Origin of the sequence: Azohydromonas aeria (assembly GCF_009760915.1) — a bacterium.
Taxonomy (GTDB): Bacteria; Pseudomonadota; Gammaproteobacteria; order Burkholderiales; family Burkholderiaceae_C; genus Azohydromonas; species Azohydromonas aeria.
Genome location: NZ_VIDQ01000136.1, coordinates 1 through 11,641, shown reverse-complemented (window position 1 = coordinate 11,641; position 11,641 = coordinate 1). Strand labels below are relative to the sequence as shown.

General features: G+C 73.8%; 16 protein-coding genes. 10 read left to right on the top strand and 6 right to left on the bottom strand.

The window, feature by feature from the left end:
• From FJ694_RS35005 to FJ694_RS34960, 10 genes are all read left to right on the top strand, one after another.
• On the top strand, window positions 1-356 hold a 356-nt coding region (locus FJ694_RS35005), incomplete at its 5' end, for a NapC/NirT family cytochrome c (protein WP_198321167.1).
• 12 nt (window positions 357-368) lie between these two features.
• Window positions 369-1,004: a heme ABC exporter ATP-binding protein CcmA gene (ccmA, locus tag FJ694_RS35000; protein ID WP_157272142.1), complete on the top strand. Its 636-nt coding sequence runs from the start codon at window positions 369-371 to the stop codon at window positions 1,002-1,004.
• The gene (locus tag FJ694_RS34995) at window positions 938-1,675 is read left to right on the top strand and encodes a heme exporter protein CcmB (RefSeq protein WP_157272141.1); all 738 of its coding nucleotides are present in this window, start codon (window positions 938-940) and stop codon (window positions 1,673-1,675) included. The genes ccmA and FJ694_RS34995 overlap by 67 nt, the downstream gene beginning before the upstream one ends.
• Before the next feature lie 28 nt (window positions 1,676-1,703).
• Complete coding sequence (ccmC, locus tag FJ694_RS34990) at window positions 1,704-2,495, top strand: heme ABC transporter permease CcmC (protein WP_157272140.1); 792 nt, start codon at window positions 1,704-1,706, stop codon at window positions 2,493-2,495.
• A 16-nt stretch (window positions 2,496-2,511) separates the two neighbouring features.
• Window positions 2,512-2,739 carry a heme exporter protein CcmD gene (ccmD, locus tag FJ694_RS34985; protein ID WP_198321166.1) on the top strand — a complete coding sequence of 76 codons (228 nt, stop codon included), beginning with the start codon at window positions 2,512-2,514 and terminating at the stop codon, window positions 2,737-2,739.
• Window positions 2,736-3,161 (top strand): cytochrome c maturation protein CcmE, encoded by a 426-nt coding sequence (gene ccmE, locus FJ694_RS34980; protein WP_157272139.1) that lies wholly within the window; start codon window positions 2,736-2,738, stop codon window positions 3,159-3,161. Before ccmD ends, ccmE begins: the two co-directional genes overlap by 4 nt.
• Complete coding sequence (locus FJ694_RS34975) at window positions 3,158-5,134, top strand: heme lyase CcmF/NrfE family subunit (RefSeq protein ID WP_157272138.1); 1,977 nt, start codon at window positions 3,158-3,160, stop codon at window positions 5,132-5,134. The genes ccmE and FJ694_RS34975 overlap by 4 nt, the downstream gene beginning before the upstream one ends.
• Before the next feature lie 8 nt (window positions 5,135-5,142).
• A complete protein-coding gene (locus FJ694_RS34970) occupies window positions 5,143-5,715 on the top strand; it encodes a DsbE family thiol:disulfide interchange protein (RefSeq protein WP_157272137.1) in 573 nt (190 codons plus the stop codon).
• A 5-nt stretch (window positions 5,716-5,720) separates the two neighbouring features.
• Window positions 5,721-6,206, top strand: coding sequence for a cytochrome c-type biogenesis protein (locus FJ694_RS34965; protein ID WP_157272136.1), 486 nt, complete (start codon window positions 5,721-5,723; stop codon window positions 6,204-6,206).
• Entirely contained in the window at window positions 6,203-6,871 is a 669-nt protein-coding gene (locus FJ694_RS34960) for a tetratricopeptide repeat protein (RefSeq protein ID WP_157272135.1), read from the top strand. Before FJ694_RS34965 ends, FJ694_RS34960 begins: the two co-directional genes overlap by 4 nt.
• A 51-nt stretch (window positions 6,872-6,922) precedes the next feature.
• Here FJ694_RS34960 and FJ694_RS34955 read toward each other — a convergent pair whose 3' ends face one another.
• The 6 genes from FJ694_RS34955 to FJ694_RS34930 all read right to left on the bottom strand — a co-directional run.
• Entirely contained in the window at window positions 6,923-7,534 is a 612-nt protein-coding gene (locus FJ694_RS34955; protein WP_157272134.1) for a hypothetical protein, read from the bottom strand.
• Between the two features lie 172 nt (window positions 7,535-7,706).
• Window positions 7,707-8,189, bottom strand: coding sequence for a nucleoside deaminase (locus FJ694_RS34950; protein ID WP_157272133.1), 483 nt, complete (start codon window positions 8,187-8,189; stop codon window positions 7,707-7,709).
• A 53-nt stretch (window positions 8,190-8,242) separates the two neighbouring features.
• On the bottom strand, window positions 8,243-9,001 hold the full coding sequence (locus FJ694_RS34945; protein ID WP_157272132.1) for an ABC transporter permease: 759 nt from the start codon (window positions 8,999-9,001) through the stop codon (window positions 8,243-8,245).
• Between the two features lie 144 nt (window positions 9,002-9,145).
• Window positions 9,146-9,958, bottom strand: coding sequence for an ABC transporter ATP-binding protein (locus tag FJ694_RS34940; RefSeq protein ID WP_157272131.1), 813 nt, complete (start codon window positions 9,956-9,958; stop codon window positions 9,146-9,148).
• On the bottom strand, window positions 9,955-11,004 hold the full coding sequence (locus FJ694_RS34935) for an ABC transporter substrate-binding protein (RefSeq protein ID WP_157272130.1): 1,050 nt from the start codon (window positions 11,002-11,004) through the stop codon (window positions 9,955-9,957). Before FJ694_RS34935 ends, FJ694_RS34940 begins: the two co-directional genes overlap by 4 nt.
• 161 nt (window positions 11,005-11,165) lie before the next feature.
• Window positions 11,166-11,641, bottom strand: a 476-nt coding sequence (locus FJ694_RS34930) for a M20/M25/M40 family metallo-hydrolase (RefSeq protein WP_157272129.1), incomplete at its 5' end; no start/stop codon positions are given.

Sequence of the window (11,641 nt, the reverse complement as noted above, 5' to 3'; positions counted from 1 at the left end):
GCGCCAAGTGCAGCGACTGCCACGTGCCGCACAACTGGACCGACAAGATGGCGCGCAAGATGCAGGCCTCCAAGGAGGTCTGGGGCAAGGTCTTCGGCACCATCGACACGCCGGAGAAGTTCGCCGCCATGCGCCGCACCCTGGCCGAGCACGAGTGGGCGCGGCTCAAGGCCAACAACTCGCTGGAGTGCCGCAACTGCCACCAGTTCGAGTCCATGGACTTCACGCGCCAGAGCCCGCGCGCGGTGGCCGCGCACGGCGGCGAGCTCGCTGCCGGGCAGAAGACCTGCATCGACTGCCACAAGGGCATCGCGCACAAGCTGCCCGATATGGCGGGCGTGCCCACGGTGCGCTAAAACCGGGGATCCATGCTCGAAGTCACCGACCTTCAACTCGTGCGCGGCGGGCGGCTGCTGTGCGAGGGCTTCAACCTGCACCTGCGCCCCGGGCGCGCGCTGCTGGTCGAGGGCGCCAACGGCGCGGGCAAGAGCACGCTGCTGCGCAGCCTGGCGGGCCTGCAGCCGCTGCACGCGCGCGCGCTGCGCTGGCTGGCCTTCGAGGGCCGCGCCGCGCGCGAGGCGATGTGCCTGGAAGCCTGCTTCATCGGCCACCGCGACGGCCTGCACGAGGCGCTCACCCCGGTGGAAAACCTCGACCACGCGCTGCGCCTGGGCGGCGAGGCGCTGCCGGTGCTGCGCATCGAGCAGGCGCTGCAGGGCGCGGGCCTGGGCGCACAGGTGCGCGTGCCGCTGCGCCGGCTGTCGCAGGGCCAGCGCCGGCGCGTGGCGCTGACGCGGCTGGTGCTCACGCGGCGGCGGCTGTGGCTGCTCGACGAGCCCCTGTCCGGCCTGGACGAAGGCGCGCGGCTCGATTTCAACGTGCGCCTGGCGCTGCACCTGGAGCGCGGCGGCATCGCCCTCATCAGCACCCATGACCCATGGCCTTCCTCAGCACCCTCAATGACGCGGCTGCACCTGCCGGCACCCCTGCCGCAGGCAGCCTGAGCGCGCAGCCGCCGCAGGGCGCCGGCGCGCTGGCCGTGCTGGGCGCGAGCCTGCGCCGCGAGCTGCGGCTGCTGCTGCGCGAGCGCTTCGACGCGCTGGCGGCGCTGGGCTTCTTCACGCTGGTGCTGGCGCTGCTGCCGCTGGCGCTGGGTGGCGAGGTCGCGCTGCTGCGCCAGGTGGCGCCGGCCGCGGCCTGGACCGCCGCGCTGCTGTCGGTGCTGCTGGGCAGCCTGCGCCTGTTCCAGGCCGACCTGGCCAACGGCGCGCTGGAGCAGCAGCTGCTGGCGCCGTCGCCGCTGGCGGTGCTGGCCGGGCGGCTGCTGGCGCACGGGCTGGCCTGCGCCCTGCTGCTGCCGGCGAGCGGGCTGTGCGTGCCCTTCTACGGGCTGGAGGCCGCGCGCTGGCCGGCGCTGGCGCTGTCGCTGGGGCTCGGCCTGCCCACGCTGGTGCTGCTGTGCGCCCTGGGCGCGGCGCTGACGCTGGGCTCGCGCGGCGGTGGCGTGCTGCTGGCGCTGCTGGTGCTGCCGCTGGCCGTGCCGGTGCTGCTGCTGGGCATCGGCACCGCGCAGGGCGTGGCCGCCGCGCCCTGGCTGCTGGGCGCGCTGCTGGCCGCGGCGCTGGCGCTGCTGCCCTGGACCGTGCTGGCGGCGCTGCGCATGGGCATGGACTGAGCAATCCGCAAGGAGGAGGGCCTACCGCATGAGCACCACGCCGCTCGCGTCGTCGCTGCCGCTGTCGCCCGCCGCGCTGCCGCCCTGGGCCTCGTGGCGGCGCCTGGCCTCGCCGCCGCTGTTCGAGGCCTGGGTGGCGCGCTGGTGGGCGCCGCTGGCGCTGCTGGGGCTGCCCTGCGCGGTGGCCGGGCTGTGGCTCACCTTCCTCGTCGTGCCGGCCGACGCGCGCCAGGGCGAGTCGGCGCGGCTGCTGCCGCTGCACGTGGCCGCCGCCTGGATGTCGATGTGGCTCTATGCCGTGATGGCCTTCTGGTCGGGCATGGCGCTGGTGTGGCGCGGGCGGGTCACGTCGGCGCTGGCGCAGGCCATGGCGCCCACCGGGGCGCTGTTCTGCGCGCTGGCGCTGGTCAGCGGCGCGCTGTGGGGCCGTCCGACCTGGGGCACCTGGTGGGCCTGGGACGCGCGGCTGGCCTCGCAACTCCTGCTGCTGCTGCTGTACCTGGGCGTGATCGGGCTGCGCGCGGCCTTCGACGACGAGCGCCGCGCGGCGCGGCTGGCGGCGCTGCTGGCGCTGGTGGGCGCGGTGAACCTGCCGGTGATCTGGTTCTCGGTGCACTGGTGGAACACGCTGCACCAGGGCGCCACGCTCACGCCGCGCGGCGCGTCGATGGAGATGAGCCAGCTCGCCGCGCTGGTGCTGATGTTCCTGGCGGCCTGGGCCTATGCCGCGGCCATGACGCTGCTGCGCGCGCGCTGCATCCTGGCCGAGCAGCGCCTGGCGCCGCCGCGGCCCCGGCCCACCGTGAAGGCGTGGCGATGACCGAGGGAGCACGGCCATGAGCGGCATCGACTGGGCTCTTTTCTGGCACATGGGTGGCCATGGCCTCTACGTCTGGGGCGGCTGGGGCGGGGCCGCGCTGGCGCTGGGCGTGGAGTTCTTCGTGCTGTGGCGGCGCGCGCGGCGGCTGCCGGCGCCGCGCAGCTTCGCCGGCCCGCGCGGCCGGGTCTTCAGTCCGCGCGTGTCCGAGGCGCTGCCCGGGCGCGACGCTCAGGAGCGGCCATGACGCCGCGGCGGCGCCGCGCGCTGGCCCTGGCCGCCATGCTGGCGCTGCTGGCCGCCGCCGCGGCGCTGCTGCTGGGCGCGCTGCGCAACAACCTCAACTTCTTCCTGGCCCCGGGCGAGCTGCTGCAGCAGCGCCCCGACCCGCAGCAGCGCCTGCGCCTGGGCGGCGTGGTCGAGGCCGGGTCGCTGCAGCGCGAGCCCGGCAGCATGACCGTGCGCTTCGTGGTGGCCGAAGGCACGCACCGCGTGCCGGTGCGCTACAGCGGACTGCTGCCCGACCTGTTCGGCGAGGGGCAGGGCGTGGTGGCCGGCGGGCGCCTGGCCAGCGACGGCGTGTTCGAGGCCTACGAGGTGCTGGCCAAGCACGACGAGAACTACCGTGCCCCCGTCGGGGAGTCGCGGCCGGCCTGGGTGAAGCCGTGATCCCGGAGCTGGCGCACTTCGCCGCCATCCTCGCGCTGTGGGTGGCGCTGCTGCAGGCGGCCTGCGTGGCGGGGGCTTCTTCCGTGGGCGACGTGGCCGTGCAACTGCGCCTGGCGCGGCGCTGCGCGGTGGCGGGCTGCGTGCTGCTGGCGCTGTCGCTGGCCGGCCTGGCCTGGAGTTTCGTTTCGCTGGACTTCTCGGTGCGATACGTGGCGCAGCATTCGCATTCCACGCTGCCGCTGGCCTACCGCATCGCGGCGGTGTGGGGCAGCCACGAGGGCTCGATGCTGCTGTGGCTGCTGGTGCTGTCGCTGTGGGGCGCGGCGGCGGCGCGCTTCAGCCGCGGCCTGCCCGACGGTTTCGCCTTGCGGCTGCTGGGCGGCATGGGCCTGCTCGTGGCGGCCTTCGGGCTGTACGTGCTCGGAGCCTCGTCGCCCTTCACGCGGCTGGTGCCGCCGCCGGCCGACGGGGCCGACCTCAACGCGCTGCTGCAGGACCCGGCCATGGTGCTGCACCCGCCCGCGCTGTACCTGGGCTACGTCGGCTTTGCCGTGCCCTTCGCCTTCGCACTGGCGGTGCTGTGGGAGCGCGAGCTGCGGCCCGAGTGGGCGCGCTGGCTGCGGCCCTGGGTGTTGGCGAGCTGGGCGCTGCTGGGGCTGGGCATCGGCTTGGGCAGCGCCTGGGCCTACTACGTCCTGGGCTGGGGCGGCTGGTGGTTTTGGGACCCGGTGGAGAACGCCGCGCTGCTGCCCTGGCTGGTCGGCACGGCGCTGCTGCACGTGCTGGCCGTGGCGCAGCGCCGCGGCGGGCAGACGGTGGCCGTGCTGCTGCTGTGCATCGCCGGCTTCGCGCTGGCGCTCATCGGCACCTTCATCGTGCGCTCGGGCGTGGTCACCTCGGTGCACGCCTTCGCCTCGGACCCGCGCCGCGGCCTGTTCATCCTGGCGCTGATCGTGGCGCTCATCGGCGGGGCGCTGCTGCTGTGGGCGCTGCGCCCGCCGCGCGCGGCCGTGCCGCCGGCGCAGGCGCTGCTGTCGCGCGAGACGCTGCTGCTGTCGAACCTGCTGCTGATGGCGGTGGCCGCGGCCTCGGTGCTGCTGGCCACGCTCTACCCGATGGCGCTGGAGGCGCTGGGCGGCGCACGCATCTCGGTGGGCGCGCCGTATTTCGAGGCGGTGATGGTGCCGCTGCTGGCGCCGGCGGTGTTCCTGATGGGCGTGGCGCCTTTCGCCGCCTGGGGCCGCGCCCCCGCGTTGCCGCTGGCGCGCCGGCTGCGCTGGGCCGCGGCGGCCAGCGCGGCGGCGGCCCTGGCGGCCATGGCGCTGCTGGGCCACTGGAGCCCGCTGTTCGGCCTGGGGCTGTGGCTGGCGGGCTGGACCTTCGCCACCACGCTGCAGCAGGTGATCAACCGCCCGCGCGCGGACCGCGCCGCCTGGGGCATGCGGCTGGCGCACGGGGGCGTGGGCGTGTTCGTGCTGGGCGTGTGCGCGGTGAAGGGCCTGGAGATCGAGCGCGAGCTGCCGCTGGCCGTGGGCGAGAGCGCCGCGCTGGGCCCGTACCGGGTGCAGCTGCAGGCGGTGCAGCCGCTGCAGGGCGTCAACCACGACGGCGTGCAGGCGCGCGTGGCGGTGTGGCGCGAGGACGGCACGCCGGTGGCGCAGCTGCTGCCGCAGCGCCGCGCCTTCCGCGCCCAGGACCAGACCATTGCCGTGCCGGCCATCGACCGTGGCCCGTGGCGTGACCTCTACGTGGCGCTGGGCGACCCGCTGGGCGCCGGGCGCTGGGCGCTGCGGCTGCAGCTGAAACCCATGGTCAACTGGATCTGGGCCGGCGTGCTGCTGATGGCGCTGGGCGGCGCGCTGGCGACGCTGGACCGGCGCCGGCGGCCGCAGGCGCTGCCCGCGGCGGCGGCGCCGGAGCCAGCGTCCGAGCCCGCGCCGGCGCCGCGCCGGCCGGCCTGGGCGCGGGAGTGAGGGCCCGGATGGCCGCGCCGCTGCCCCTGCCATCCGTCCGCTCCACAGCGGGCCGCCGCTGGCGCGCGCTGCTGCCGCTGGCGCTGCTGCTAGCGCTGGTGCTGCTGCTGGCGCACGGGCTGCAGCGCGATCCGCGCGCGCTGCCCTCGGCCCTGGTGGGCCGCCCGGCGCCGGCCATCGTGCTGCCGCGGCTCGACGACCCGGCACAGCGCTTCGACAGCCGCGCGCTGCAGGGCCGGCCCTGGGTGCTCAACGTCTGGGCCTCGTGGTGCGGGCCTTGCCGCCAGGAGGTGCCGCAGCTGCAGCAGCTGGCCGCGCGCGGCGTGCCGGTGCTGGGCCTGGACTACAAGGACGACGCCGCCGCGGCCCGGCAGTGGCTGCGCGCCGCCGGGACGTCCCCCTTCGCGCACGCGGTGCTGGACGCCGACGGCCGCGCCGCGCTGGACTGGGGCGTCAGCGGCGTGCCGGAAACCTTCGTCGTCGATGCGCAGGGCATCGTGCGCGGGCGCTTCGTGGGCGCGCTCACGCCGCAGGTGCTGCAGCGCGAGTTCTGGCCGCTGTGGCGGAGCTTGCAGAAATGAAGGGCATGACCATGAAAGGCATGACCGTGGCGCTGCTGCTGGCCGGGGCCGTGCTGGGCGCGGGCGCGGCCGGCGCGGACGTGCCGCTGGCGCCGCCGGAAGAAGCCCGCGCGCACCGGCTGGCGCAGGCGCTGCGCTGCCCGGTGTGCCAGAACCAGACCCTGGCCGAGTCCGAGGCGCCGCTGGCGGCGGACCTGCGCGCGCAGGTCCGTGCCCAGGTGGCGGCCGGGCGCAGCGATGCGCAGGTGCGCGAGTTCATGGTCAGCCGCTTCGGCGACTTCGTCCTGTACGAGCCGCCGCGCAACGCGCAGACGCTGCTGCTGTGGCTGGGGCCCTTCGCGCTGCTGGGCGGCGGAGCCTTCGCGCTGTGGCGCCGGGTGAGCGCCGGTGCGCGGGCCGCCGTGCTGGGCGGAGAGGGCGTGCCCAGGGCCGGGGACGATCCGCTCGCGGCGCCGCGCGCTCCCGTGCCAGGGGGGGAAACGAAGGCATGACGCCGCTGCTGCTGTTCTGGCTGGCCGCGGGCGCGCTGGCCGTGGCGGTGACGCTGCTGGTGCTGCGCCCGGCCGTGGCCGGCACCGCCGGGCCCGGCCGGCCCTGGTGGCCGCGCGCGCTGGCCGCGGCGCTGCTGCCGCTGGCGGCGGTGCTGAGCTACGCGCGGCTGGGGGCGCCGGGCGCCATCGGCCGCGACCAGGCGCCGCCGCACCGGCTGCAGGAGGCCGACATGGCCGGCATGGTGCAGGGGCTGCAGGCGCGGCTGCAGGCGCAGGGCGACGACCTGCCGGGCTGGTTCACGCTGGCGCGCTCGCTGGAGGTGCTGGAGCGCTGGGACGAGGCGGCCGCCGCCTGGCGCCAGGCGCTGCGGCTGGCGCCGCGGGACGCAGACCTGCTGGCCCACGCGGCCGACGCCATCGCCACCGCGCAGGGCGGCTCACTGGCCGGCGAACCCGCGGCGCTGGTGGCGCGGGCGCTGCAGGCCGACGCCGCGCACCCGAAGGCGCTGGCCCTCGCCGCCACCGCCGCGCAGCGCGAGGGGCGGCGGGGCGAAGCCGTCACGTTGTGGCAGGCCTTGCTGGCGCAACTGCCGCCGGACGGCGAGGCGGCGCAGCGGGTGCGCGAGAGCCTGGCAAAAGCGCGGGAAACAAGGCCACCGCCATGAAAAAGCCGCCGCAAGGAGCGGCGGCTCGTCACTTCAGGTCAGGAGCGGGGATCAGTAGCTGTCCGCCGGGCCCTTGTAGACGCGGCCGGCGTGGCTGTTCCAGCCCGGCTCCAGGCGCTGCACGCCGTCGAGGTCGTTGAAGATCCAGCGGTCGCTGCGCAGGGCGCGGTCGCGGTCGGCGGCCACCTCGCTGCGGCTGGCCGGGCCCGAGGCCGTGCTGCCGTCATAGGAGCGGCCGGCGGCGCCCAGGCTGCTGTCGTAGGTGGTCGTGGTGCCCATGCCGGTGGTGGAGGGCTCGGAACCGGTGATGGAGGACGAGGCCGAGCCGCTGTCCTGGGCGCCCTGGGAGTTGCCCATCGAGCCGATGCTGTCCATGGACGACGGGCCCTGGGCGCCGGCGCCGATGTCGCCGGCCTGGCCGTCGCTGGTGCTGCCGTCGTAGGCACGGCCAGCCGCGCCGCGGCCGCTGTTGCCGCTGTCATAGCTCTCGCTGCTGCGGTCCAGGCTGCTGCCGGCGGTGGTGCTGCCGTCGTCCATGGCGCCGGCAGGCGCCGTCATGCCGGTGCCCGAGGCGTCGGGCAGGGTGGCGGGATCGCTCTGCGCCAGGGCGGTGCCGGAGGCCAGGGCGGCGGCAAGCAGGGAAGCGAGAACGGACTTCTTCATGGCATCAACTCCTTCAATGAGCCCGGGACACGCAAGGCTGCAGGGACTCTCCCGGTCCGGCGGCACCCTGCGGGCACCGTGCAGCCCGTGAACGGGCGATGACATCGAAGGGCAAACGGCTTGCCAAAAACCCGGGCAAACCCGGGTGCCTACGCGCACAAGCGCCGTCGTCCTACACGCCGCGGCGCCAGAACTCGCGGTGCAGCGCGGCGATCTCGTCCTGCACGGCGGGCACCGGGCCGGTCACGGCGACGGGCTTCTGGCCGCGATCGAAAACCTCGCGGCAGGGCAGGTCCAGGGTGGGGTTCTCGGGATGCGCCCCGGTGAGCGCGAGCAGCTCGCGCTCGCTCATGCCGTAGAGCAGGCCGCCGATGTGGGCCCAGTACTGCGTGCCCGCGCACATGGCGCAGGGCTCGACGGTGGTGACGAGGGTGCAGCGCCACAGGAAGGCGGCATCGAAGCGCGCGGCCGCCTCGCGTGCCAGCACCGCTTCGGCATGGTTGACGCTGTCCACGTTGCCCTGCTCCATGAGCACCGCGCCGTCCGGCCCGGCCAGCAGCGCGCCGAAGGGGTGGTGGCCGTGGGCCAGGGCACGGCGCGCGATCTCGTTGGCGCGGCGCAGGAGAGTCAGGGCGAGGTCGGGGGCGAGGGGCATGGGGGCTGGAGTCATGGCCCGATTCTGCGCAGCCCCCGTGACCGCTTGCGGCATCAACCTTGCCCGCGATGCGCCCAGGCCGTCGTGCGCTTCTCGACCACGGCGAAGAGCTCGTACATCGCCATGGCCATGATGCCCACGGCCAGCAGGCCGGCGAAGGCCAGGCCCATCTGCATCGAGCTGCCCGCCGACACCAGCAGGTAGCCGATGCCCTCGTTGGCCGCCGTCATCTCGCTGACTGTGGTGCCCACGAAGGCCAGCGTGATGGCCACTTTCAGCGAGCCGTAGAAGTAGGGCAGCGAGCGCGGCAGCCCGACCTTGAGCAGCACGTCGCTGCGCTTGGCGCCCAGCACGCGCAGCACGTCCTCCAGCTCCGGCTCCAGCGTCGCCAGGCCGGTGGCGATGTTGACCATGATCGGGAAGAAGCTGATCAGGAAGGCCGTGAGCACCGCCGGCCCCACGCCGATGCCGAACCACACCACCAGGATCGGCACGAAGGCCGCCTTCGGCAGCGCGTTGAAGCCGGTCATCAGCGGGTACATCGCGTCGTAGGCCAGCTTGGAGCTGCCCATGAGCGCGCCCAGCAGCACGCCCACGCCGATGGCAATGGCAAAGCCCACCATCGTCACCCAGAAGGTGCGCCAGGCATGCGACAGGATCGCGGCATGGTGCTCCCAGGCCTGCTGCGCGATGCGCCACGGGCTCGGGAAGACGAACTCGCTCACGTCGAAGGCCATGCACAGCAGCTGCCACAGCAGCAGCATGGCGGTCATCAGCAGCCACGGCGCGGCTTTCTGCAGGTTCTTGTTCATGTCTTGATTCCAAATCCAGCTCGCTGGCTGAATGATTGCTCGCGCAAGCGCTTGTAGGAGGCCCGCCAGCGGGCCTCCTACCGGCTGCGGCCAGCCGCTCGTTGTTTCACCGGCTGGAATGAACTGGTATGAAAACCCGTGTCCTTACTGCGCCAGCGCCACGCCGCTCTTGCGCATGGCGCCGATGTGGCCGCGCAGCTCGTGCACGATGTCGGTGAAGGCCGGGGTGTAGGTCACTTCCAGGTCGCGCGGGCGCGGCAGCTCGATCTCGCGGCGCACCACGAAGCGGCCCGGGCTCCTGCTCATCACGAACACCGTGTCGGCCAGGAACACGCTCTCGCGCAGGTCGTGCGTGACCAGGATGACGTTGAAGCCGCGCGCGGCCTGCAGGTCGCGCAGCGTGCACCACAGCTCCTCGCGCGTGAAGGCGTCGAGCGCGCCGAAGGGCTCGTCGAGCAGCAGCATGCGCGGCTCGTGGATGAGCGCGCGGCAGATGCTGGCGCGCTGCTGCATGCCCCCGGAGAGTTGCCAGGGAAACTTGTTCTCGTAGCCCGACAGGCCCACGGTGGCCAGCAGCGCGCGCGCCTTCTCGACGTACTCGGCGCGCTTCGAGCGGAAGCTCGAGCGCCAGGGCTCGACGATCTCCAGCGGCAGCAGCACGTTGTCCAGCGTCGTGCGCCAGGGCAGCAGGCTCGGCGCCTGGAAGGCCATGCCGGTGATCTTCAGCGGCCCGGTCACTTCCTGGCCGTCGATGATCACCGTGCCCTTGCTGGGCCGGCGCAAGCCGGTGGCGAGCTTCATGAAGGTGCTCTTGCCGCAGCCCGAGGGGCCGACGATGGCGATGAACTCGCCCTCGCGCGCCTGCAGCGAGATGTCCTCGACCGCGTACTGGCCCTGCGCCAGCAGCTCGTCGTTGTAGGCCAGCCAGACGTTGTGGAAGTCGACGAAGGGCTTCACTTCTTCACCGCGCCGAAGATGTTGCGCTCGGCCGCGGGCGGCAGGTAGGCGCCGTTCCACACCGTGGCGGCGTTGACGCGCTCCTTGGTGGCGTAGGCGTCGGAGACCTGGCTGGCCATCAGCGACAGGCGCGCCGGGTTGACGTCGCCGAAGCCCTCGGCCCGGGCATCGGGCGTGAGCACGGTCTGCTCCATGGCCAGCTTGAGGCGGCGCAGCTCCAGCGCCTCGTTGATGATGCCGTCGCGCGCCTTGACGGTGGCCACCGCCGCCTGCGGGTCGGCCACCACGTCCTTCATGCCGCGCGTGAAGGCGCGCAGGAACGCCTTGACGGCCTCGGGGTTCTTCTTCAGGAACTCCTCGCCGGCAATGATGGCGTTGCCGTAGAGCTTCACGCCGTTGGCGGCGTAGGGCAGCACCACGATGTCCTCGGTCTTGACGCCGCGCGCCTCGAGGTTGAGCAGCGAGGTGAAGCTGAAGCCGGTGATGGCGTCGATGTCGCCGCGCACCAGCATGGTTTCGCGCAGCGGCGGGTCCATGCTGGTCCAGGCCACGTTCTGCACGCCGTTGGCCTTGGCGAAGATCGGCCAGCCGCGCCGGCCCGCGTCGAACACCGGCGCGCCGAGCTTCTTGCCGTTGAGGTCCGCCGGCGCCTTGATGCCGCTCTTCCTGAGCGCCAGCACCGCGGCGGGCGTGTTGTTGTAGACCATCATCACCGCCACCGGCTTGTTGGGCGCCGTGGGGTTGTTGGCATGGAACTCCATCAGCGCCGCCAGGTCGGCGAAGCCCATGTCGTAGCTGCCCGAGGCCACGCGCGTGACGGCGGCGCCCGAGCCGTTGCCGGCGTCCACCGTGACGTTGAGCTTCTCGGCCTTGAAGTAGCCCTTGGCCGCCGGCGTCAGGAACAGCGCCGACGGGCCCTCGAAACGCCAGTCGAGCTGGAAGCGCAGGTCGCGCTCCTGTGCCAGCGCCGGCGCGGCGGCGGCAGCGCTCAGGGCCAGGGCGGCCAGGCTCGACAGGAGGGTGCGGCGGGACGGGGACGGGATCATTGCAGGGGCTCCGGTATGCGATCGTGTATGCAATCGCACGATCCGTGCCCGCAACGGACCGGTCCGCAATCCCCGTGAAGAGGGCTTTCAGGGCGCCCCGGCGCGGGGGGGCGGTGCACCAGGATGGGGCCGGCGCCGGCCCGCCCTGGTGCACAGGCGCCTCAGCCCAACAGGTCAAGCAGGCTGCGCGCCACGACCTTGGTGGCGCGGCGCAGGTCTTCGAGCTCCAGCCGCTCGTCATTGCGCTTGGCGTGGCTCTCCAGCACCGTGCGCGGGCCGGCGCCGTAGATCACGGCCGGAATGCCATGCTCGCAGTACAGGCGCACGTCGGTGTAGAGCGGGGTGCCCGAAGTCGGGATTTCTTCACCGAACACGGCACTGCCGTGGCGCTGCAGCGCCTGCACCAGCGGCGCGTTGCCGGCCAGCGGCTGCAGCGCGCGCGCCAGCAGGATGCGGCGGATCTCGACGCTGATGCCCGCAAAGCCCTCGGCCGCGGTCTCGATGACGCGCCGGATGTCGGCCTCCACCGCCACCGGGTCCTCCTCGGGGATCATGCGCCGATCCAGCTTGAGCACCACCTTGCCCGGCACCACGTTGGTGTTGGTGCCGCCCTCGATGCGCCCGACGTTGAGGTACG

Coding starts and splice junctions, on each gene's coding strand:
- ccmA (WP_157272142.1), top strand. CDS start 369: ATGCTCGAAGTCACCGACCTTCAACTCGTGCGCGGCGGGCGGCTGCTG.
- FJ694_RS34995 (WP_157272141.1), top strand. CDS start 938: ATGGCCTTCCTCAGCACCCTCAATGACGCGGCTGCACCTGCCGGCACC.
- ccmC (WP_157272140.1), top strand. CDS start 1,704: ATGAGCACCACGCCGCTCGCGTCGTCGCTGCCGCTGTCGCCCGCCGCG.
- ccmD (WP_198321166.1), top strand. CDS start 2,512: ATGAGCGGCATCGACTGGGCTCTTTTCTGGCACATGGGTGGCCATGGC.
- ccmE (WP_157272139.1), top strand. CDS start 2,736: ATGACGCCGCGGCGGCGCCGCGCGCTGGCCCTGGCCGCCATGCTGGCG.
- FJ694_RS34970 (WP_157272137.1), top strand. CDS start 5,143: ATGGCCGCGCCGCTGCCCCTGCCATCCGTCCGCTCCACAGCGGGCCGC.
- FJ694_RS34965 (WP_157272136.1), top strand. CDS start 5,721: ATGACCATGAAAGGCATGACCGTGGCGCTGCTGCTGGCCGGGGCCGTG.
- FJ694_RS34960 (WP_157272135.1), top strand. CDS start 6,203: ATGACGCCGCTGCTGCTGTTCTGGCTGGCCGCGGGCGCGCTGGCCGTG.
- FJ694_RS34955 (WP_157272134.1), bottom strand. CDS start 7,534: ATGAAGAAGTCCGTTCTCGCTTCCCTGCTTGCCGCCGCCCTGGCCTCC.
- FJ694_RS34950 (WP_157272133.1), bottom strand. CDS start 8,189: ATGCCCCTCGCCCCCGACCTCGCCCTGACTCTCCTGCGCCGCGCCAAC.
- FJ694_RS34945 (WP_157272132.1), bottom strand. CDS start 9,001: ATGAACAAGAACCTGCAGAAAGCCGCGCCGTGGCTGCTGATGACCGCC.
- FJ694_RS34935 (WP_157272130.1), bottom strand. CDS start 11,004: ATGATCCCGTCCCCGTCCCGCCGCACCCTCCTGTCGAGCCTGGCCGCC.